Genomic DNA, 20,682 nt, shown 5'->3' with positions numbered 1-20,682 from the left:
CTATCGCTCTAGGGACGGTCAACGCTTCATGAAGCTCACAACAGCGTCCCACAAGGTGGACGCCAGTTCAGCCTTCTGCGCGAGAGGTAGGGGTTTTTCCATGGCATCGGACCCCAGGAGCCAGCCCGAATTGTCCTCGGTGCCGAACGCTTTCCCGTCGCCGACGGCGTTGACGACCAGCAGGTCGGCGCCCTTGCGCTTGAGCTTCGCGCGGGCGTGGTCGAGGACGCTGCCGTGCTCGTCGCCGGTTTCCGCGGCGAATCCCACGATGACCTGCCCGGGACGCCGGTTCTGCACCAATTCGGCCAGGATGTCGGCGTTGCGGTCGAGCTCGATCACCGGGTCCGGCTGGTCGTCGGACTTCTTGATCTTGTGCTCGGCCCGGTTGGCCGGCCGGAAGTCGGCGACCGCGGCGGCCATCACGACCACGTCCGCGGAAGCGGCCGCGGCGTGCACCGCCTGCCGCAGTTCCTCCGCCGTCGAGACGTGCTCGACGGCCGCGCCCGCCGGGTCCGGCAGGGCGACCGTGTGCGCGGTGACCAGGGTGACGTCGGCGCCACGCTGGGCGGCGACGCGGGCCAGCGCGTAGCCCTGCTTGCCGGACGAGCGGTTGCCCAGGTAGCGGACCGGGTCGAGGGGTTCGCGGGTGCCGCCCGCCGAGACCACCACGCGGACGCCTTCGAGGTCGCGCGGGAGGGCGTCGGGGCGGGCCAGCAGCAGCCGGGCCAGGTCGACGATCTCGGCCGGGTTCGCCAGGCGGCCCTTGCCGGTGTCGACTCCGGTCAGCCGTCCGGAGTCCGGCTCGGTGACGACCATGCCGCGCGAACGCAGCAGGGCCACGTTGTCGCGGGTCGCGGGGTGCTCCCACATCTCCGTGTGCATCGCCGGGAAGAAGGCGACCGGGCACCGGGCGGTGAGCAGCGTGGTGGTCAGCAGGTCGTCCGCCAGGCCGTGGGCGGCCTTGGCGAGCAGGTTCGCCGTGGCCGGGACGACCAGGACGAGGTCGGCTTCCTTGCCGACGCGGACGTGCTGGACCTCGGGCACCTCGGTGAACACGCCCGTGTGCACCGGATGCCCGGAGAGGGCTTCGAAGGTCGCCGCGCCGACGAAGTTCAGCGCGGCTTCGGTGGGGACCACGCGGACGTCGTGACCGGATTCGGTCAGCCCGCGCAGCACCTCACAGGCCTTGTAGGCGGCGATCCCGCCGCCCACGCCCAGGACGACGCGGGGTTTACTCACCCTCGGTGTGCTCGAGCAGGCCGCCGTGGATCTCGCGCAGCGCGATCGAGAGCGGCTTCTCCCGCGGGCCCGGCTCGACGAGCGGGCCGACGTACTCGAGCAGGCCCTCGCCCAGCTGGGCGTAGTAGTCGTTGATCTGGCGGGCCCGCTTGGCCGAGTAGATCACCAGCGCGTACTTCGAGCTGACCTTCTCGAGCAGGTCGTCGATCGGGGGGTTGGTGATGCCCTCGAGCTCTTCGGTCAAGGCCACTTGGCTGGTCACTCGTGGTGCTCCACATCTTCGGAAGAAGGTTCAGTAATCAAGTTTAGCAAGTGCTCAGCCGCCTCCCGCACGTCGGCGTTGACGACGCGGTGGTCGAACTCCCCCGCCGCCGCCAGCTCGCGCTCCGCTTCGGCCAGCCGGGCCTGCACGGCGGCCTCCGTTTCGGTGCCACGGCCGGTGAGCCTGCCGACCAGTTCCTCCCACGACGGCGGCATCAGCATCACCAGCCGGGCCTCCGGCATCGCAACGCGGACCTGGCGGGCGCCCTGCAGTTCGATCTCCAGGACGGCCGGGCGGCCCTCGGCGAGGGCCTTCTCGACCGGCTCGCGCGGGGTGCCGTAGCAGTTGCCGGCGAACTCGGCCCACTCCAGCAGCCGCCCGTCGGCGACCATCGCGTCGAACTCCGCGCGGTCGACGAAGTGGTAGTGCGCCCCGTCGACTTCGCCGGGACGCGGCTTGCGGGTGGTGACCGAAACGCTGAACCAGACGTCGGGCTCCAGCTTCCGCAGCTCGCCCACCACGCTCGACTTCCCGACCCCCGAAGGCCCCGATACGACGGTGAGCCGGTGCCGGGGGAGGTCCCCCGTCACCGGCTCACTGCCGCGGTCGGCGCCCCGGTTCACCGGGTAGTCACGACCGGCGCCGTTCACTCGCCGCTGAACTCGGCCAGCAGCGCCTTGCGCTGCCGGTCGCCGAGGCCGCGAAGGCGACGGCTGGGGGCGATCTCCAGTCGCTCCATGGTCTGCTGGGCGCGGACCTTGCCGACACCGGGCAGAGCCTCGAGCAGAGCCGAAACCTTCATCTTGCCGAGGACTTCGTTCTCCTCGGCCTGCTTCAGCACGTCGACCAGAGTGGTACCGCCCCGCTTCAGCCGCTCCTTCAGCTCAGCACGGATGCGGCGGGCGGCGGCGGCCTTCTCCAGCGCCGCAGCGCGCTGTTCCTCTGTCAGCTGGGGAAGTGCCACGTTTTCCTCCGGTAGTTCTCAAAACTGGGTGGGTGACGCGACGGTACCCACCCGTGAGCACCGGCCACAATGCGGGGGTGCCTGGTGGGGGCCCGTTCCGGGCCCTGCTATTGGCCGTTTTCCTGCGGGTCGGCCAGCACTTCGGCGACCCGTTCGACCGCTTGGCGCAAAGCCGCTTGCTCCGGACCGTGCTTCAGGATGTCCCGGGACGAGGCGGGCAGCACGCCCGGCAGGGACGCACCGAACAGGGCCCGCAAATCGGCGACAGTGGCTCCCTGGGCCCCGAAACCGGGCGCCAGCACGGGACCGTTCAGCCGGGAAAGGTCGAGTTCTCCCGGCGGAACGGTGGCTCCGACGACGACACCCACATCGCCGAGCGGTTCCGCGCCTGCGTTGAGCGCCGCCACCGAATCGACGATCGCCTGCGCGACCGTGCGCCCGTCGGGCAGCTTCGCGTTCTGCACTTCGCCCGCTTCCGGGTTCGAAGTCCGGGCAAGCACGAAGATGCCGCGCCCCGCCGAGACGGCCGTTTCGGCGCATTGGGCCAAAGAGCCGAAGCCGAGGTACGGCGAAACGGTGATCGCGTCGGCGGCGATCGCCGCACCCTCGGCGACGTACGCGGCGGTGTAGGCGCCCATCGTGGAGCCGATGTCGCCGCGCTTGACGTCCAGGAGGACCAGCGCGCCGGCGTCGCGGGCGGTCGAAACCACCCGTTCCAGCACCCGGACACCGGCCGCCCCGAAACTTTCGAAGAACGCCGACTGCGGCTTCACGACGGCCGCCTGGGCCGCCAGGACCTCCGTGGCCGACAGCGCGAACCGTTCCAGGCCCGAGGCGTCCAGCGGCAGTCCCCAGGCCTCGATCAGGCCCGGGTGCGGGTCGATCCCGGCGCACAGCGGGCCGCGGGCCGCGACGGCCTTGGCCAGCCGCGCCCCGAACCGCTCCCGCCCGCTCACGCCTTCGCCTTCAGCGCCGCCTGGAGCTCCTGCAGCGACTTGACCCCGATGTCGCCCCGGATCAGGGCCTCGATGCCGTGCACGGCCGCCGCGGCGCCCTGCACGGTGGTCACGCACGGGATGTCCCGCGACACCGCCGCGGTGCGGATTTCGTAGCCGTCGACGCGCGGACCGCTGTTCCCGTAGGGCGTGTTGATCACCATGTCGACGTCGCCGTTGAGGATGACGTCCACGATGTTCGGCTCGGCCTCGGTGGAACCCTCGTAGTGCTTGCGCACCACGGTGCACGGGATGCCGTTGCGCCGCAGCACTTCCGCGGTGCCGGACGTGGCGAGGATCTCGAAGCCGAGGTCCGCCAGCCGCTTCACCGGGAACACGAGCGAGCGCTTGTCGCGGTTGGCGACCGAGACGAACACGCGCCCGGACGTCGGCAGCGAGCCGTACGCGCCGCTTTGGGACTTCGCGAAGGCCTTGCCGAAGGAGACGTCGACGCCCATCACCTCGCCGGTGGACTTCATCTCCGGGCCCAGCAGCGAGTCGACGCCGTGGCCTTCCGGGGTGCGGAAGCGGTGGAAGGGCAGCACGGCTTCCTTGACCGCGACCGGCGAGTCGGCCGGCATCCGGCCGCCGTCGCCCTCGGCCGGCAGCACGCCGCTCCCGCGCAGGTCCTTGATCGTCGAGCCGGTCATGATCAGGGCGGCGGCCTTGGCCAGCGGCACCGCCGTCGCCTTGGACACGAACGGCACCGTCCGCGACGCGCGCGGGTTGGCCTCCAGGACGTACAGGACGTCGTCCTTGAGCGCGTACTGGACGTTCAGCAGCCCGCGCACGCCGACACCGCGGGCGATCGCCTCGGTGGAGCGCCGGACGGCCTGCAGGTCGGTGTGGCCGAGCGTGATCGGCGGCAGCGCGCACGAGGAGTCGCCGGAGTGGATGCCGGCTTCCTCGATGTGCTCCATGACGCCGCCGAGGTAGAGCTCCTCGCCGTCGAACAGCGCGTCGACGTCGATTTCGATGGCGTCGTCGAGGAACCGGTCGACGAGCACCGGGTGCTCGGGGGTGATCTCGGTGGCGCGGCTGATGTAGCCGGCCAGGGTCTCCTCGTCGTAGACGATCTCCATGCCGCGGCCGCCGAGCACGTAGGACGGCCGGACGAGCACCGGGTACCCGATCTCGTCGGCGATCCGCTTGGCGCCGTCGAACGACGTCGCCGTGCCGTAGCGCGGGGCGGGCAGGCCGGCGTCGGTGAGCACTTCACCGAACGCGCCGCGGTCCTCGGCCAGGTGGATGGCCTCCGGCGGCGTGCCGACCACCGGCACCCCGGCGTCGGCGAGCCGCTTCGCCAGGCCCAGCGGGGTCTGGCCGCCCAGCTGGACGATCACGCCGGCGACCGTGCCGGACGCCTGCTCGGCGTGCACGACCTCGAGGACGTCCTCGAAGGACAGCGGCTCGAAGTACAGCCGGTCGGAAGTGTCGTAGTCGGTGGAGACGGTTTCCGGGTTGCAGTTGACCATGACGGCCTCGAACCCGGCCTCCCGCAACGCGATCGCCGCGTGCACGCAGGAGTAGTCGAACTCGATGCCCTGCCCGATCCGGTTCGGGCCGCTGCCGAGGATGAGCACCTTCGGCTTGTCGCTCTGGACGACCACTTCGGACTGCGCGTCGGGATCGGACTCGTAAGCCGAGTAGTGGTACGGGGTCTTGGCCGCGAACTCGGCCGCGCAGGTGTCGACGGTCTTGAACACCGGCCGCACGCCGAGGCGGTGGCGCAGCGCGCGGACGCCGTCCTCGCCGGCCAGTTCCGGCCGCAGGGCGGCGATCTGGCGGTCCGACAGGCCGGTGCGCTTGGCGCGGCGCAGGAGGTCCCCGTCCAGCACCGGCGCGTCCCGGACCTCGGCGCCGACCTCGCCGATGAGGGCGATCTGGTCGATGAACCACGGGTCGATGCCGCTGGCTTCGTGCACCTGCTCGACGGTGGCGCCGAGCCGCAGCGCACGCTCCACTTCGTACAGCCGGCCTTCCTTCGGCGTGCGCAGCGAGTCCAAAGTGGACTCCAGCGTGACGCCGTCGGGGTCGGGCAGCGTCCAGAAGCCGGTCGCCTTGGTCTCGATCGACCGCATCACCTTGCCGAGCGCCTCGGGGAAGCTGCGGCCGAACGACATCGCCTCGCCGACGCTCTTCATCGTCGTGGTCAGCGTGGGGTCCGCGCCCGGGAACTTTTCGAAGGCGAACCGCGGCATCTTGACGACGACGTAGTCCAAAGTGGGCTCGAACGCGGCCGGGGTCTCGCCGGTGATGTCGTTGCGGATCTCGTCCAGGGTGTAGCCGATGGCGAGCTTGGCGGCGATCTTGGCGATCGGGAAGCCGGTGGCCTTCGACGCCAGGGCGCTGGAGCGGGACACGCGCGGGTTCATCTCGATGACGACCATCCGCCCGTCGCGCGGGTTGATCGCGAACTGGATGTTGCAGCCACCGGTGTCGACGCCGACCTCGCGCAGCACGGCGATGCCGACGTCCCGCATCACCTGGTACTCGCGGTCGGTGAGGGTCATGGTGGGCGCGACGGTGACCGAGTCGCCGGTGTGCACGCCCATCGCGTCGATGTTCTCGATCGAGCAGACGACCACGACGTTGTCGTGCTTGTCGCGCATCAGCTCGAGCTCGTACTCCTTCCAGCCGAGCACGCTCTCCTCGATGAGCACCTCGGTGACCGGAGATTCGGCGAGGCCGGTGGAGGCGAGCCGCTCGAGGTCCTCGGGCGTGTGCGCCATGCCGGAGCCGAGCCCGCCCATGGTGAAGGACGGCCGGATGACGACCGGGAGGCCGAGTTCCTTGACGGTGTCGCGGACCTCGTCCATGTCGTGGCAGACGCGGGAGCGCGGGACGTCGGCGCCGACCGTGCGCACGATGTCCTTGAACTTCTGCCGGTCCTCACCCCGCTGGATGGCGTCGATGTCGGCGCCGATCAGCTCGACGCCGTACTTGTCGAGCACGCCGCGTTCGTGCAGCGCGACGGCGCAGTTGAGCGCGGTCTGCCCGCCGAGGGTGGCAAGAAGAGCATCGACGGGCCGCCCGCGTTCACTTTCACTGGCGATGACCTTCTCGACGAAGTCCGGCGTGACCGGCTCGATGTAGGTGGCGTCGGCGAACTCGGGGTCGGTCATGATGGTGGCCGGGTTCGAGTTCACCAGGGAGACGCGCAGGCCTTCGCTGCGCAGCACCCGGCAGGCCTGGGTGCCGGAGTAGTCGAACTCCGCGGCCTGCCCGATCACGATCGGCCCGGAGCCGATCACCAGCACGTGCTGGATGTCCGTCCTCTTCGGCATCAGTTTCCTTCTTTCACCAGGCGCCGCAGACCGTCGCGGAAGACCTGAAAGCTTTTGGATCGGTTGTTCTCGAGGTCCATGTGGGGCGCGATCTCACGCGCCGCCCGGACCTTCTGGAGGCCCTTCTTGTGGTAGCCGTGCTTCTGCAGCGCGTGCTCCAAGCCCTCCCATGCGCCGCCGGGGACTTTCTCCGGGTCGCGGAACTTGGTTTGGCTGTCCAAGCTGAGCGGCAGCCTGGGGTAAGCCGCGTTCAACGCCGGGATGTCCCCGAGGAACCATGCTTCGAGCTCCTCGATCACGATGCGAAACAGCGTCGCCTCGCCAGGCAGTCCGGCTTCTCGAGCGATCTCGACGAGGCGGCTCTTGAGCTCGGCGCAGTCGTCGTTGTCCCGGTCGAGCAGCACGACGATGCGCAAGCCCGTTTCGGCCCAGTAGTAGGTGTAGTCACGGAGCCGGACGGGGAGCTTGCGCAGCAAATCGGTCTTGCCGTTGAAGGGGACGATCCGGAAGTCGACGCCGGGGACGATCTTCGGGAGAAGAGCTTTCAAGGCTTCTTCCGCGGACGGCTCCTCGACGAGCACTTCGAGGCGGCAGGGAGCGAGCACGGTCACGGGCGCTCCTCGAGCGGGTCACCGAACCGGAAGTATCCCTCGGTCCACAGATCACCGAGCGCCCCGCCGGACTCGACCATGCGGACGACCGGTGCTTCGGCGGAAGCACGTTTGGTCTCGGCGTAGCCGTCGTTCCCGCGGGCGAACGTCCAGACCTCATCCGGCCGCAACGCGTCGACGAAGCGAGGCGCATGGGTCGCGATGATGACCTGGTCTGCCTGCGCGCCGCGAGCGTCTTCGGCGAGCGAGTAGTGGAGCCGCGGGTGGACCTGGTTCTCCGGCTCCTCAAGAAGCAGGACCGAGGTATCCGTGCGCAACGCGACCAGATAACCGAGCAGCAGCAGCGTTCCATCGGAGATGTTTTCCGGGGCGATGAGCTCCTCCTTGCCCTGCTCGCGCAGGCGGACGATCCAGGCGCCGTTGCCCTGCTGCAGGGGCTCGATGTCATCAAGACCCGGGACGTATTTCCGCAGCGAAGCGCGGATGTCTTCCCATTCTCGCGGGAGCTCGTCACGGATACGCCGGACAACGGCTCCTACGTTCCGGCCATCCGGCTCGAGCCGAGTCGCCTTGTCGCCCTTCGCACCTTTGCGCATTGCGTCAAGGTTCAGGTCCGAAAGGCGGATTTCGGTGATGAACCGGTTGAACTCGCTGATTCCGGGGTTGGAGACCAGCTGGCTCATCACACTCACTCCGAGACCGTCAGGGCTGGACAGCTCGAAGTTCTCCCACCCACCAGAACGGGCGACTTTGCCTTTGGCTCGCTGGAGGCGCAGCGCGCCGGAGGGAGCCTCGGAACCGTCGGGTTGCCAAGTCAGGTCCTCTTCGGCCACCACCGGCTCGTCATCGTCGTGCTCGATGACGAGCCGGTATTCGCCCACCGCGCCCTCGATGCGGCAGACCAGTTCGATCTCGACCGGACCAGTCTCGCCGTGCGTGACGATGTCGGCAGCACCACCGCGCCGGTCCCACGCCGCGCGCAGCCCGACCCGGAACGACTCGGAGAGGAAGTCCAGGGCGTCGAACACCGTGGACTTCCCGCTCCCGTTCGGCCCCAGCAACGCCGTCACCGGCGTCAGGCCGTCCAGCTCGACGTCCCGGAGCACCCGGAAGTTCCGGATCCGGAGCCGCTCGATGCCGGTCGTGAGGGTCACGACCGCTTCTCCATGAGCGAAACGAATGCGTCGAACAGGGGCGCCGCGTCGTGGGGGCCGGCCGCGGCTTCGGGGTGGTACTGGACCGAGAACGCCGGGACGTCCAGCGCCCGGACGCCCTCGACCGTGTCGTCGTTGGGGCAGTAGTGGCTGATCTGCGCGGCCCCGAAGGGGGACTCGAAGCGCTGCCCCGGCTCGCCTTCGAGGGCGAAGCCGTGGTTCTGGGCCGTGATCGCCACCGACTTGGTGGCCACGTCGATCACCGGGATGTTGATGCCGCGGTGGCCGTAGCGCATCTTGTACGTGCCCAAGCCGAGCGCGCGGCCGAGGACCTGGTTGCCGAAGCAGATGCCGAACAGCGGGATCTCGCGGCCGAGGACCTGCTTGGTCAGCTCGGTCGCGTGCGTCGTCGTGGCCGGGTCGCCCGGGCCGTTCGACAGGAACACGCCGTCCGGCTCGACCGCCAGGAGCTCGTCCAGCGTCGACGTCGAGGGCAGCACGTGCACCTCGATGCCGCGCTTGATCATCTGGCGCGGGGTGTTGGACTTGATGCCCAGGTCCAGCGCGGCCACCCGGAAGCGGACGTCCCCGGAAGGCGAGACCACGTACGGCTTCGGCGTGGTGACCTGGCCGGCCAGGTCCGCGCCCTCCATCTTCGGGCTGGCCAGCACCGAAGCGACCATGTCGTCGACCGTGCCGAGCGCGTCGCCGGAGAAGACCCCGGCGCGCATCGCGCCGACCTCGCGCAGGTGGCGAGTCAGTGACCGCGTGTCGACCTCGGCGATGCCGACGATCCCCTGGCGCACCAGCTCGTCGTCGAGCGAGCGCTTCGAGCGCCAGTTGGACGGCGTGCGCGCGGGGTCGCGCACCACGTAGCCGTTGACCCAGATCTTCGAGGACTCGTCGTCCTCGTCGTTCCAGCCGGTGTTGCCGATCTGCGGCGCCGTCTGCACCACGATCTGGCCGTGGTAGGACGGGTCGGTCAGCGTCTCCTGGTACCCGGTCATGCCGGTGCAGAACACCGCCTCGCCGAGGGTTCGCCCCTGCGCGCCGTAGGCAGCGCCGCGGAACACCCGGCCGTCTTCGAGTACCAGTGCGGCCTGCGCGCGCGCGTTCACTGGGCACCTCCCTTGATCTTGAGCTGTTCGATCCACTGTGGATAGTCGTCGAGGTCGTCGCCGCGGAAGCCGGTGTCGAGCTCGGCGTCGCCGAGCCGCCACGTGACGACCAGCAGGGCGTCCGTGCCCATCACCTTCCCGGCGATCTTCGTGTCGCGCCGGACACCGGTGACGGCGTCCCGCGGGATCCAGAAGTCGGGCGCTCCCCCGCGTTCGACGGCGACACCGCCGTCGTGCAGCCGCCAGGAAGCCGAAGTCCGCAGCCCCGCGCCGCGGGTGACGACCCGGTTCTGCCACTCCCCCGCGAACGTCGTGGCGAGGTAGACGCCGGTGGACTCCAGCAGCACGGCACCCCGGTCCGCGGGGATTTCGGGGAACGGCGGCACCTGCACGCTCTGCGAGCGCGCCTTGCGCCGCCAGCCCACGTACATGCCCCAGAGGCAGAGCAGGAAGAAGGCGACGATCGCCAGCACGAGCCAGAAGCGCTCCATCAGCAGATCTTCCCGTCCCGCGCGGTGGTCCGCCCGCGCAGCAGCGTCGCGGTCACCACGCCGGGCAACCGCATTCCCTCGTACGGGGTGTTGGCCGCGATGCTGGCCAGCTCGGCGCCCCGGACCGTCCACTCGGCGTCCGGGTCGACCAGGGCCAGGTTCGCCGGCTCGCCGACCGCGATCGGACGGCCCTGGTCGGCGAGGTTGCCGATTTCGGCGGGCCGCTCGCTCATGACGCGGGCGACGCCGCGCCAGTCGAGCAGGCCGGTGCGGACCATCGTCTCGGTCACGATCGACAGGGCCGTCTGCAGGCCGAGCATGCCCGGCCGGGCCGCGGTCCACTCGGTGTCCTTGTCCTGCACCGCGTGCGGCGCGTGGTCGGTGGCGACGCAGTCGATCACGCCTTCGGCCAGCGCGGCCCGCAGCTTTTCCGCGTCGGACTCGGTGCGCAGCGGCGGGTTCACCTTGTTCACCGGGTCGTAGGTGGCCAGGCGCTCGTCGGTGAGCAGCAGGTGGTGCGGGGTGACCTCGGCCGACACCTTCGTGCCGCGGTCCTTCGCCCAGCGCAGCACGTCCGCCGTGCCCGACGTCGAGACGTGGCACACGTGCAGCCGGGCGTTCGCGTGCAGGGCGAGCAGGCAGTCGCGGGCCACGATGGACTCTTCGGCGGCGGCCGGCCAGCCGGTGTAGCCGAGCCGGGCCGCGCGCTCGCCCTCGTGGGCCTGCGCGCCGACGGTCAGCCGCGGCTCCTCCGCGTGCTGCGCGATGACGACGTCGAGCGCGGTCGAGTACTCCAGCGCGCGGCGCATGAGCAGCGGGTCGGCGACGCAGAGTCCGTCGTCGGAGAACACCTTCACCCGCGCCTGCGAGTTCGCCATCGTGCCCAGCTCGGCGAGCTTCTCGCCCTTGAGCCCGACGGTGACCGCGCCGACCGGGTGGACGTCGACCAGGCCGACCTCCTGCCCGCGCCGCCAGACGTGGTCGACGATCACGGCGTTGTCGGCGACCGGGTCGGTGTTGGCCATGGCGAACACCGCGGTGTAGCCGCCGAGCGCCGCCGCGGCCGAGCCGGTGTCGATGGTCTCGGTGTCTTCGCGGCCGGGTTCGCGCAGGTGGGTGTGCAGGTCGACGAAGCCCGGCAGCAGCACCTGGCCGTTCGCCTCGATGACTTCCGCGGCATCAGTGTCTACGGGGACGTCGACGGCGCCGATCGCGGTGATCACGCCGTCCTCGATGAGAACGTCGACCGGGTCACCCTCGCCGTAGGGCCGGGCGCCCAGGATCACGGTGCTCACGCGGCGGCTCCTTCACTGGCCAGCAGGTGGTAGAGGACCGCCATGCGCACGTGGACGCCGTTGCGGACCTGTTCGGTGATGGCCGACGCCGGGGAGTCGGCGACCGCCGAAGCGATCTCCATCCCGCGCAGCATCGGGCCGGGGTGCAGCACGACCGCGTGGTCCGGCAGCAGCTTCTGCCGCCGTTCCGAGAGGCCGTACGCGATGGAGTACTCCCGTGCGCTCGGGAAGAAACCTCCGTGCATGCGCTCGGCCTGGACGCGCAGCATCATCACCGCGTCGACCGCGGGCAGCTCGGCGTCGAGATCGTGCGAAACGGTCACCGGAAGGCTTTCGACGCCGTAAGGCAGCAACGTCGGCGGTGCGACGAGCACTACTTCGGCGCCCAGGGCCGAGAGCAGGTGGATGTTCGAGCGGGCGACCCGGCTGTGCAGGACGTCCCCGACGATCGCGATGCGACGGTCCTTCAGGGACCCCAGCCGCTCCCGCAAGGTGGCCGCGTCGAGCAGCGCCTGCGTCGGGTGCTCGTGGGTGCCGTCGCCGGCGTTGACGACCGAGGTGCCCGGCTCGGCCAGCCAGCCGGCCAGGCGCTGGGCGGCGCCGCTGGCGGGGTGCCGGACGATCACGCAGTCGGCGCCCGCGGCGGCCAGCGTCAGCGCGGTGTCCCGCAGCGACTCCCCCTTGTTCACCGAGGAGCTGGAGGCGGAGACGTTGATCACGTCGGCGCTCATCCACTTCCCGGCGATCTCGAACGACACCCGGGTGCGGGTCGAGTTCTCGTAGAACAGGGTGATCACCGTGCGGCCGCGCAGCGTCGGCAGCTTCTTGACCTCCCGGCCGAGCAGCGTGTGCTTCAGCTCGTCGGCGGTGTCGAGCACGGCCGTGGCCAGCGCCGGGTCCAGGCCGTCGGTGGCGAGCAGGTGCTTCACGAGTCCTCTCCAGCGGCAGTGTCCGACGAGCGCAGCAGGACCGCGTCGCGGCCGTCGATCTCGGCCAGCAGGACGGACACACCCTCGGTGCGGGCGGTCGGCACGTTCTTGCCCACGTAGTCGGCGCGGATCGGCAGCTCGCGGTGACCGCGGTCGACCAGGACGGCCAGCTGCACCGCGCGGGGACGGCCGTGATCACGCAGGGCATCGAGCGCGGCCCGGATGGTCCGGCCGGAGAAGAGCACGTCGTCGACGAGGATCACGACGCGGTCGTCGATGCCGTCGGCGGGCAGCTGCGTCTGCTCGAGCGCGCGCGGCGGGCGGCGGCGGAGGTCGTCCCGGTACAGGGTGACGTCGAGGGCGCCGGTGGGCGGGCGGACGCCGGAGAACTCGCCGATCTTGTCGGCCAGGCGGACGGCCAGGGGGGTGCCGCGGCTGGGAATCCCGAGCAACACGGGCGGGGTAGTGCTCTCCGCACCGTTCGCGGTCTTTTCGATGACCTGATGGGCCATTCGGGCGATCGTGCGCGCGACATCGCCGGCCGTCAGGAGCTCGCGCTCCCCGGCCGAACCAGCCGCGTCACGCGGGCGTGACGACAAACCGGACTCCTTCCCCGCCTCACCGGACGGGTCCTTAAAGGACGTCTGTTCCCCTGCTGGTCGGGGCTTTCCCACCGACAGTAGCAGGGACTTTGCTCAGTCTTCCGGGTGGTGTGAGGTGATTCGCGACAAGCTCGCGCTTGACCTGGTGACAACAATGCGTAACCATTACTCTGAGTATTCGACTCAGCGAGTCCCCCGGCCCGGTCACCCCGACCGGGAGGGGGTGAAGAACGGAGAACGACCAGATGGGCGATTACGCCAAGGCGCTCGGGGCCAAGCTCCGCGGGATCCGCCAGCAGCAGGGCCTGTCCCTGCACGGGGTCGAGCAGAAGTCCGGTGGGCGCTGGAAGGCCGTCGTCGTCGGCTCGTACGAGCGTGGCGACCGCGCCGTCACCGTGCAGAAGCTGGCCGAGCTGGCCGACTTCTACGGTGTGCCGGTGGTCGAGCTGCTGCCCGAGGGCCGGGTCCCCTCCGGCGCCGAGCCCGCCACCAAGATCGTGATCAACCTGGAGCGCCTGCAGCAGCTGCCGGCCGAGAAGGTGGGCCCGCTCGCCCGCTACGCGGCGACGATCCAGAGCCAGCGCGGCGACTACAACGGCAAGGTGCTCTCGATCCGCACCGAGGACCTGCGGTCCCTGGCCATCATCTACGACATGACCCCGGGCGAGCTGACCGAGCAGCTCATCGACTGGGGCGTCCTGCCGCCGGAGGCGCGTCCTTCCAAGGAGGACTGATCCCCCGATGTGCTGCACCGACGAGGTGAGCGTTCCCCGGTGGGGCACCGGAGACGCTCACTGACTCGTCGGGGGGCCTCGCAGCACCCGGGTGGATCTTCGTTCAGAGCACCGCGCGCAGGCGGTCGGCGATCGTGCCGATCCGGCCCAGGACGCCGTTGACGAACCGCGGCGAGTCGTCCGTGGACAGTTCCTTCGCCAGGCCGACGGCCTCGTCGATCGCGACCGGGTCCGGCACGTCCTCGGCCCAGAGCAGCTCGTAGACCCCGACCCGCAGCACCGCGAGGTCGACCTTCGGCATCCGCTCCAGGGTCCAGCCCTGCGCGTGCTCGGCCAGCAGCTCGTCGATCCGGGCCTTCCGGCCGGTCACGCCCTCGACCAGGCTGATCGTGTAGTCCGCGATCGGGTCGACGTCCGTCGCGCCGACCCGGTCGGCCAGCAGCGTCACCGCGTCGGTGTCGCGCTGCGCGGCCTCGTACAGCATCTCCACCGCGCGGCGGCGTGCCTGACGGCGGCTGATCGCGCCGCCGCGGTTCGGGTGGGGTTTCGACGTCGGCATCAGCTGGAGACGCGGCCCAGGTAACGGCCGTCGCGGGTGTCGACCTTGATCTTCTCGCCGGTCGACAGGAACAGCGGGACCTGGATCTCCGCGCCGGTCTCCAGCGTGGCCGGCTTGGTGCCACCGGTGGAGCGGTCGCCCTGCAGGCCCGGGTCGGTGTGCTGGACGACCAGCTCGACCGACGTCGGCAGCTCGACGTACAGCGGCTCGTTCTCGTGCACCGCGACCTGGACCTCGGTGTTCTCGAGCATGTAGTTGGCGTTGTCGCCGACGACCTCGGCCGGGACGGTGATCTGGTCGTAGGTGTCACCGTCCATGAACACGAAGTCCTGACCCTCCTTGTAGAGGTAGGTCATGTTCCGGCGGTCCACCGTGGCCGTCTCGACCTTCGTGCCCGCGTTGAACGTCTTGTCGACCACCTTGCCGGTGAGCACGTGCTTGAGCGTGGTGCGCACGAAGGCGCCACCCTTGCCCGGCTTGACGTGCTGGAACGCGGTGACGGTCCAGAGCTGGCCGTCCAGGTTGAGGACGAGCCCGTTCTTCAGGTCGTTGGTCGTGGCCACGAGCTTGCAGTCTCCTGTGTCGAATCTTCGGGTTCGGGGCCGCTGTCAGACGACCACGAGGTTCTTGGTGCTCAGGGTGAGGAGTTCGGGCTCCCCAGCCCGCACGACGAGCGTGTCCTCGATGCGCACGCCACCGCGCCCCGCGAGGTACACGCCGGGCTCGACGGTGACCGCCATACCGGCGGCCAGTGTACCGACGCCCGTCGCGGCGAAGCTGGGCGCCTCGTGGATCTGGAGGCCGACGCCGTGCCCGAGGCCGTGCGCGAAGTGCTCGCCGTGGCCCGCGTCCGCGATCACCGTCCGCGCGGCGGCGTCCACATCGGACACCTCGGCGCCCGGCACGACGGCGGCGACCCCGGCCGCCTGGGCGGCGTGCACGAGCTCGTAGACCTCCCGCTGCCAGTCCGCGGGCTCGCCGAGGACGAAGGTGCGGGTCATGTCGGAGTGGTAGCCGTCGACGGTCGCGCCGAAGTCCAGCTTGACGAAGTCGCCGCGCTTGAGCTCGGCGTGCGTCGGCTGGTGGTGCGGGATGGCCGAGTGCGCGCCGGCGGCGACGATGGAGGCGAAGCTGGGCGCGGACGAGCCGTGCTCCAGCATGCGGTTCTCCAGGTCACGGGCAACGTCCAGCTCGGTCCGCCCGGGCCGCAGCCCGCCGGCGGCGACCAGGTCGTCCAGCGCCCGGTCGGCGGCGGCGCACGCCTGGCGCAGCGCCTCGATCTCGGCTTCGTCCTTGACCTCGCGCAGCCGCTCGACCAGACCGGGGGTCCGCTTCAGGGGCACCTGCTGCTTGAGGGCTTCGTAGGTCTCGACGCTGACGTGCTGGCTCTCGAACCCGAGCCGCCCGTAGGTCTTGGTGTCCTTCGCGGCTTTCGCGACGAGCGCGGCGGCGCTGGCCCGGTCGACGACGGTCTCGAGGTCGGGCACCTCGGCGGCCGACTGGGTCGTGTAGCGGCCGTCGGTGCAGAAGAGCGTCTTGTCGTCGCCGCCGGCGTGCAGGAGGACGGCGGCGTTGGAGCCGGTGAACCCGGTCAGGTAGCGGATGTTCAGCAGATCGGTGATCAGCAGCGCGTCGACACCGGCCCCGGTCAGGAGCTCGCGCAGCGCGCCGCGACGTCGTCCATGGGTTTCAGGCACCCGTCCACCCTAGTGCGCGCCACCGGGGCAACTCGTCGGTAACCTGGCCTACACTCCGCAGGATGAGCGCTTGGGTGATCCGTGGCCTCGGCATGGCGCTGCTGCACGGCGTGGCGCTGACGCTGCTGGCCAAGTACGCCGTCTACCACCCGACGGACCAGACGCTGATGACTTCGCTGGCCCTGGCGGTCCTGGTCGGCGCGGCGGCGCTGTGGGCCGCGCTGGACGCGTGGCGCGGCCTGCCCGACCGCGGCCGGGCGTGGTTCATCGCCGCGCTGGTCGCGGGCGTGGTGTCCGGAATCCTGTACGTGATCGGCCGCGCGGTGTTCGTGGACCAGACGGGGGTGGCCGAGCTGGGCGGGGCACTCACCGGCGGGGCGGCGTTCTCGGCCCTGCTGGTCCTGATCCCGGCGGGCCTGGGGTTGTTCGTGGGCGGCCGGATCGGAAAGTCCCCGGACACCGACGCCTGACCGCCCTCCCGCATCTGGTCGTGAGTGAGAAACAGGGTTAGAACACTGTTTCTCACTCACGAGGGCCGGGTGTCAGCCCACCAGGGACGGGCCGGGTGGGTAGCCGTCCCATTGGGTTGGGGGCACCGGGTGGGCCGTCGAGCCGTTGTCGCCCACGGCGGCCGGGCCGGGGACCGGCCAGCGGCGGCCGTCCAGCACGAAGGCGAAGCCGCGGTCCGGTGCCTGGACCGCTTCCGCGCCCGAGCGCAGCCGCGTCGTCAAGGGCAGGGTCGCCAGTGCGGGCGGCGCCTTGTCGAGGACTTCGCCCGCCAGCGCCACCGCCACCGCGCGGCGGTCCACGCGGACGCGGCCACCGGCGCGGACCAGGTCCATCGTGCGTTCCGGGGAGGGTGCCGTCACGCCGTCGAACGTCGCCGCCGTCCGGTCCGGGTTCGCGCAGGCCTGGCTGCCCAGCAGGTCCAGCCCGAAGTGCCGCAGGTCGGTCGGGGCGTTCGCGCCGCCGTTCGTCGTCGCGCGCACGAGGTCGAAGGGCACCCGGTCGCACGGGTCGGCCGGCGACAGCGGCGCGTGGCCGTCCGGACGGCGCACCAGGCCCGGGCCCTCCCGCCACGGCCCGGGGACGAGCACGGGCCGGTACGGGTGCTCGGTGAAGTCCGCGGTCCAGAACGTCAGCGTCGTCCCGCCGTCGGTCTCGTGCGCGACGACGAACGCGGCGAGCGCGCCCACCCACATCAGGTCCGCGCTGAACCCGTCGACGATCGACCGGGCCCGCGGCGCCGCGGTCGAGGCCACCGGCACGAACCCGCCGACGTCGAGGGCCTGCACGCCGGCCCCGAACGCGGGGTCGCGCGAGCGGAGCAGGAACTGCCCCGCGCCGTTGGCACCCGCGGCGCGGCCGGTCGTGTCGGTGAACATCAGGTAGAACCAGCCGTCGAGGTAGACCACCGACGGCTGGCCCGCGCCGTAGACGTTCTCGCGGTGCACGTCGTGCGACGGCCCGAGGATCGGCCGTCCGCCGGCCGCGCGGGTCCAGTGGATCCCGTCGGGGCTGGTCGCGAGCCCGATCGAGTTGCCGAGCGCGTGGTCCCCGGCGGCGCCGGTGTAGTACAGGTAGTACGTCGAGCCGACGCGCAGCACGGACGGATCGCACGTGTGCATGCCGTCGAACTGCCCGGGCGCCCCGGAGAACACGGCGGCCGGGATCCCGCCGTCCGGACCGGTGAACGGCCCGTCGGACGACGGCGCCTGCGCGTAGAGGACGTCGTCCCCGGGCGGCCCGGCACCGCCGTACTGGCTGCACCACCACATCCGGGTCTGCCCCCGGTCGAGCATGACGGACGGCCCGTAGTTGTAGACGGAATCGGCCCCACCGGCGGCGACGACACCGTCACTCTGCCGAGGGCCACCCGAAGGGAGGTCGACGTCGGCGGGCCGCCGCGGGACCACGGTCTTCCCGCCCGCGATGGCCGGGTGTTCGCCGGCCGCCTGCGGCTGGGCGTAACCCTCGGTGCACCCGGCGAGCAGCAGTCCCGCCAGCACACTGGCGACCAAGGCACGAGCGGGTCGCCGACCCCCACGACGAAACGGGTGCACGGCACCGGAGTGTAGCGAGCGACTTCACCCGTCCGAGCGACCGCGGTCCGGCGCGGCGGTCCCCCACTCGTGGCACCCCGCAGTCAGCCCGCGTCTCCGAACGCAGTGAATGACTCATTCCTGGCGTCCGACGCCAGGAATGAGTCATTCACTGCATCCCGTGCACCCGCCCCGGCTCAAGCGCCCCAATGTGGCCTTCGGTGCGTCAGACGCACCGAAGGCCGCCTTGGGTGCGTCTGACGCAACCAAGGCCGCCTTGGGGCGCTTCACCCGGCCGGGTCACTCCCCTGCCGCGGGACCCTCCGCCGCGACCAGCTCGATCTCGAACCCGGCCTCGTTCTCCAGGTACGCCGCGTAGTGGGCGGGGCCGCCCGCGTGCGGGTACTTCTCCGCGAACAGCGGCCGCCAGCCGTGGTCCCCCGCCCGGGCCACGAGGTCGTCCACGTCCGCCCGCGTCCCCACGTGCAGTGCCAAGTGGTTCAACCCCGGCCGCGTGCGCTCGTGTCCCGCCGCGCTCAGCGCCGGGGACTCCTCGACCACCAGATACGTCCCGCCCAGCCGCCAGCTGACGCCCGCCGGCCAGCGCTGGAACTCGCGCCACCCCAGCTCGCCGAGGAGCCAACCCCAGCTTCGCGAAGCCTCGGCGAGGTCCGGCACCCACAGCTCGATGTGGTGCGGCCGCCCGTGGACCGGCGGCAGCGCCACCAGCACGCGGTGCGGGTCGCCGTAGTGCACGCCGCTGCCGACGTCGAGGAAACCCAGGCGTTCCGCGACCTTCCGGCTCGCCGCGTTCCGCTCGGGGACCAGCGCCCACACCGCCGGGAGCCCGAGCGTGCCGAGCCCGTGGTCCAGCAGCGCGCGGGCCGCCTCGGTGGCCAGGTCCTGTCCCGCGTGCGCGCTCGCGACGTAGAAACCCAGCTCAGGTACCTCGCCCGGTAGCTCCCACGACGGACGCAGGTACGCGACGCCGACCACCTCGCCGTCGCGCTCGATCACCCAGTGGCTCGCCACGGCCGGGTCGGAGAAATCCGCCGCGAAGTACCGGCTCATCTCCGAATCGGCGAAGACCTTCACCACGGCTTCGCGATCGGCCTCGGTCGGCGGCCGCAGCGTCAGCCGGGCCGTCGCGAGCAGGGTCATCCCGCGTGGGTGGCGAGCCAGCGCAGCGCGAGCGGGTAGCCGTCCACGCCGAGGCCCGCGATCACCGCCGTCGCGATGTCCGACAGCACGCTGTGGTGCCGGAACTCCTCCCGCTTGTGCACGTTGGAAATGTGCAGCTCGATCAGCGGCGCGGTCAGCTGCGCCGCGGCGTCGCGCACCGCGATCGAGTAGTGCGTCCACGCGCCGGCGTTGAGCACCACCGGGTGCCCGCCGTCGGCGGCTTCGTGCAGCCAGCCGACCATTTCGCCCTCGTGGTCGGTCTGCCGGACCTCCACCTCGATCCCCAGCTCGGCGCCGGTCTTCACGCACAGCGCCACGAGGTCGTCGTGGGTGGTCGAGCCGTAGACCGACGGCTCGCGCTTGCCGAGCCGGCCGAGGTTGGGGCCGTTGAACACGAACGCCTTCACAGCAGCACGCTCCCGCCGCTCGGGGTCGGCTCCGCCGCGATCGCCGAGTAGGCGGCCGCGAGCAGCGCCGGGTCCGGGCCCTCCAGCCGGCCGGGCTTGCCGAGGGCGTCGAGGACGACGAACCGCAGCGCCCCGGAGCGGGTCTTCTTGTCGCCCTTCATGGATTCCAGCAGCTGCGGCAGCGCGTCGGCGTCGTACGACGTCGGCAGGCCGAGCAGCTTCAGCACGGCCGCGTGGCGCTCGGCCGTGGCGTCGTCGAGGCGCCCGGCCAGCCGTGCCAGCTCGGCCGCGAACACCAGCCCGACGCTGACCGCGGCGCCGTGCCGCCACCGGTAGCGCTCGCGGCGCTCGATGGCGTGGCCGAGGGTGTGGCCGTAGTTGAGGATCTCCCGCAGGTCGGACTCGCGCAGGTCGGCGGCGACGACGTCGGCCTTGACCTGGATGGACCGGCGCACCAGCTCGGCGAGGACCTCGCCGGCCGGGTCGAGGGCCGCGGCCGGGTCGGCCTCGATCAGTTCGAGGATCCGCGGGTCGGCGATGAACCCGGCCTTGACGACCTCGGCCATCCCGGCGACGAGCTCGTTCGGCGGCAGCGTCTCCAGCGTCGCGAGGTCGACGAAGACCGCGCTCGGCTCGTGGAACACCCCGACGAGGTTCTTGCCGGCCTCGGTGTTGATGCCGGTCTTGCCGCCGACCGCGGCGTCGACCATGCCCAGCAGCGTCGTCGGCACGTTGACCAGCCGGACCCCGCGCATCCAGGTGCCGGCGACGAACCCGGCGAGGTCGGTGACGGCGCCGCCGCCGAGGCCGACCACGGCGCCGCGGCGGTCCAGCCCGATCCGGCCGAGCACCTCCCAGCAGAAGCCCGCGACGGTCAGCGCCTTGCCGTCCTCGGCGTCCGGGATCTCGACGCGGTGGGCGTCGAGGCCCGCGGCGTTGAGCTCGTCGCGGATGGCCTCGGCCGTGGCGGTCAGCGTCGGCGGGTGGATCAGCGCGATCTTCGAGGCGTCGGCCAGGTGCTCGGTGAGGTCGCCGAGCAGGCCGCGGCCGATCACGACGTCGTAGGGCTGGGCGGTGGCGACGGTGATCCGCACCGGGTCTGACACGGGGAAAC

The 20,682-nt window shown here is 71.1% G+C and carries 22 protein-coding genes; 2 read left to right on the top strand and 20 right to left on the bottom strand.

Annotated features, from left to right (window positions below; translation table 11 throughout):
* Positions 1 to 18 precede the first annotated feature (18 nt).
* The 13 genes from coaBC to pyrR all read right to left on the bottom strand — a co-directional run bounded on the left by coaBC (position 19) and on the right by pyrR (position 12,944).
* Complete coding sequence (coaBC, locus tag ACFPLC_RS29390) at positions 19 to 1,239, bottom strand: bifunctional phosphopantothenoylcysteine decarboxylase/phosphopantothenate--cysteine ligase CoaBC (RefSeq protein WP_378190840.1); 1,221 nt, start codon at positions 1,237 to 1,239, stop codon at positions 19 to 21.
* The gene (gene rpoZ, locus ACFPLC_RS29385) at positions 1,232 to 1,501 is read right to left on the bottom strand and encodes a DNA-directed RNA polymerase subunit omega (RefSeq protein WP_072480291.1); all 270 of its coding nucleotides are present in this window, start codon (positions 1,499 to 1,501) and stop codon (positions 1,232 to 1,234) included. Before rpoZ ends, coaBC begins: the two co-directional genes overlap by 8 nt.
* On the bottom strand, positions 1,498 to 2,151 hold the full coding sequence (gene gmk / locus ACFPLC_RS29380) for a guanylate kinase (protein WP_378190842.1): 654 nt from the start codon (positions 2,149 to 2,151) through the stop codon (positions 1,498 to 1,500). Before gmk ends, rpoZ begins: the two co-directional genes overlap by 4 nt.
* Complete coding sequence (gene mihF / locus ACFPLC_RS29375) at positions 2,148 to 2,465, bottom strand: integration host factor, actinobacterial type (RefSeq protein WP_003096398.1); 318 nt, start codon at positions 2,463 to 2,465, stop codon at positions 2,148 to 2,150. Before mihF ends, gmk begins: the two co-directional genes overlap by 4 nt.
* Before the next feature lie 107 nt (positions 2,466 to 2,572).
* A complete protein-coding gene (gene pyrF, locus ACFPLC_RS29370; RefSeq protein WP_378190845.1) occupies positions 2,573 to 3,421 on the bottom strand; it encodes an orotidine-5'-phosphate decarboxylase in 849 nt (282 codons plus the stop codon).
* Positions 3,418 to 6,747: a carbamoyl-phosphate synthase large subunit gene (gene carB, locus ACFPLC_RS29365; RefSeq protein ID WP_378190848.1), complete on the bottom strand. Its 3,330-nt coding sequence runs from the start codon at positions 6,745 to 6,747 to the stop codon at positions 3,418 to 3,420. Before carB ends, pyrF begins: the two co-directional genes overlap by 4 nt.
* Positions 6,747 to 7,358, bottom strand: coding sequence for a DUF4276 family protein (locus ACFPLC_RS29360; RefSeq protein ID WP_378190850.1), 612 nt, complete (start codon positions 7,356 to 7,358; stop codon positions 6,747 to 6,749). The genes carB and ACFPLC_RS29360 overlap by 1 nt, the downstream gene beginning before the upstream one ends.
* Complete coding sequence (locus ACFPLC_RS29355) at positions 7,355 to 8,512, bottom strand: AAA family ATPase (RefSeq protein WP_378190852.1); 1,158 nt, start codon at positions 8,510 to 8,512, stop codon at positions 7,355 to 7,357. Before ACFPLC_RS29355 ends, ACFPLC_RS29360 begins: the two co-directional genes overlap by 4 nt.
* The gene (carA, locus tag ACFPLC_RS29350) at positions 8,509 to 9,630 is read right to left on the bottom strand and encodes a glutamine-hydrolyzing carbamoyl-phosphate synthase small subunit (RefSeq protein WP_378190854.1); all 1,122 of its coding nucleotides are present in this window, start codon (positions 9,628 to 9,630) and stop codon (positions 8,509 to 8,511) included. Before carA ends, ACFPLC_RS29355 begins: the two co-directional genes overlap by 4 nt.
* Positions 9,627 to 10,121: a PH-like domain-containing protein gene (locus ACFPLC_RS29345; RefSeq protein ID WP_378190856.1), complete on the bottom strand. Its 495-nt coding sequence runs from the start codon at positions 10,119 to 10,121 to the stop codon at positions 9,627 to 9,629. Before ACFPLC_RS29345 ends, carA begins: the two co-directional genes overlap by 4 nt.
* Positions 10,121 to 11,416, bottom strand: a complete 1,296-nt coding sequence (locus tag ACFPLC_RS29340; protein ID WP_378190858.1) for a dihydroorotase — start codon at positions 11,414 to 11,416, stop codon at positions 10,121 to 10,123. The genes ACFPLC_RS29345 and ACFPLC_RS29340 overlap by 1 nt, the downstream gene beginning before the upstream one ends.
* A complete protein-coding gene (locus ACFPLC_RS29335) occupies positions 11,413 to 12,345 on the bottom strand; it encodes an aspartate carbamoyltransferase catalytic subunit (RefSeq protein ID WP_176176229.1) in 933 nt (310 codons plus the stop codon). The genes ACFPLC_RS29340 and ACFPLC_RS29335 overlap by 4 nt, the downstream gene beginning before the upstream one ends.
* Positions 12,342 to 12,944, bottom strand: a complete 603-nt coding sequence (gene pyrR, locus ACFPLC_RS29330; RefSeq protein WP_378190861.1) for a bifunctional pyr operon transcriptional regulator/uracil phosphoribosyltransferase PyrR — start codon at positions 12,942 to 12,944, stop codon at positions 12,342 to 12,344. Before pyrR ends, ACFPLC_RS29335 begins: the two co-directional genes overlap by 4 nt.
* Positions 12,945 to 13,192: 248 nt before the next feature.
* Between pyrR and bldD the strand changes: the two genes are divergently transcribed.
* Positions 13,193 to 13,681, top strand: coding sequence for a transcriptional regulator BldD (gene bldD / locus ACFPLC_RS29325; protein WP_003096372.1), 489 nt, complete (start codon positions 13,193 to 13,195; stop codon positions 13,679 to 13,681).
* A gap of 103 nt (positions 13,682 to 13,784) precedes the next feature.
* Here the strand turns inward: bldD and nusB are convergent, their stop codons facing one another.
* From nusB to ACFPLC_RS29310, 3 genes are read right to left on the bottom strand one after another with little or no spacing between them, the layout of a single operon-like run.
* Positions 13,785 to 14,240 carry a transcription antitermination factor NusB gene (gene nusB, locus ACFPLC_RS29320; RefSeq protein WP_003096361.1) on the bottom strand — a complete coding sequence of 152 codons (456 nt, stop codon included), beginning with the start codon at positions 14,238 to 14,240 and terminating at the stop codon, positions 13,785 to 13,787.
* Positions 14,240 to 14,803: an elongation factor P gene (efp, locus tag ACFPLC_RS29315; protein ID WP_191316484.1), complete on the bottom strand. Its 564-nt coding sequence runs from the start codon at positions 14,801 to 14,803 to the stop codon at positions 14,240 to 14,242. Before efp ends, nusB begins: the two co-directional genes overlap by 1 nt.
* A gap of 45 nt (positions 14,804 to 14,848) precedes the next feature.
* Positions 14,849 to 15,937, bottom strand: coding sequence for a M24 family metallopeptidase (locus ACFPLC_RS29310; RefSeq protein ID WP_378190864.1), 1,089 nt, complete (start codon positions 15,935 to 15,937; stop codon positions 14,849 to 14,851).
* A 92-nt stretch (positions 15,938 to 16,029) separates the two neighbouring features.
* On the opposite strand from ACFPLC_RS29310, the gene ACFPLC_RS29305 reads away from it, so the two are divergent.
* The gene (locus tag ACFPLC_RS29305; protein WP_229903160.1) at positions 16,030 to 16,407 is read left to right on the top strand and encodes a B-4DMT family transporter; all 378 of its coding nucleotides are present in this window, start codon (positions 16,030 to 16,032) and stop codon (positions 16,405 to 16,407) included.
* A 72-nt stretch (positions 16,408 to 16,479) separates the two neighbouring features.
* On the opposite strand, the gene ACFPLC_RS29300 is transcribed toward ACFPLC_RS29305, so the two are convergent.
* The 4 genes from ACFPLC_RS29300 to aroB all read right to left on the bottom strand — a co-directional run bounded on the left by ACFPLC_RS29300 (position 16,480) and on the right by aroB (position 20,674).
* The gene (locus tag ACFPLC_RS29300) at positions 16,480 to 17,958 is read right to left on the bottom strand and encodes a glycoside hydrolase family protein (RefSeq protein ID WP_378190865.1); all 1,479 of its coding nucleotides are present in this window, start codon (positions 17,956 to 17,958) and stop codon (positions 16,480 to 16,482) included.
* A 321-nt stretch (positions 17,959 to 18,279) separates the two neighbouring features.
* Positions 18,280 to 19,140: a GNAT family N-acetyltransferase gene (locus tag ACFPLC_RS29295; RefSeq protein ID WP_378190869.1), complete on the bottom strand. Its 861-nt coding sequence runs from the start codon at positions 19,138 to 19,140 to the stop codon at positions 18,280 to 18,282.
* Positions 19,137 to 19,568, bottom strand: a complete 432-nt coding sequence (gene aroQ, locus ACFPLC_RS29290; RefSeq protein WP_191316489.1) for a type II 3-dehydroquinate dehydratase — start codon at positions 19,566 to 19,568, stop codon at positions 19,137 to 19,139. Before aroQ ends, ACFPLC_RS29295 begins: the two co-directional genes overlap by 4 nt.
* Positions 19,565 to 20,674: a 3-dehydroquinate synthase gene (gene aroB, locus ACFPLC_RS29285; RefSeq protein WP_378190871.1), complete on the bottom strand. Its 1,110-nt coding sequence runs from the start codon at positions 20,672 to 20,674 to the stop codon at positions 19,565 to 19,567. The genes aroQ and aroB overlap by 4 nt, the downstream gene beginning before the upstream one ends.
* Between the last annotated feature and the right edge of the window lie 8 nt (positions 20,675 to 20,682).

This window comes from Amycolatopsis plumensis (assembly GCF_042652605.1).
Lineage (GTDB): Bacteria > Actinomycetota > Actinomycetes > Mycobacteriales > Pseudonocardiaceae > Amycolatopsis > Amycolatopsis plumensis.
Note: the sequence above shows the minus strand (reverse complement) of the source record. Positions and strands in the feature narration are given on the sequence as shown.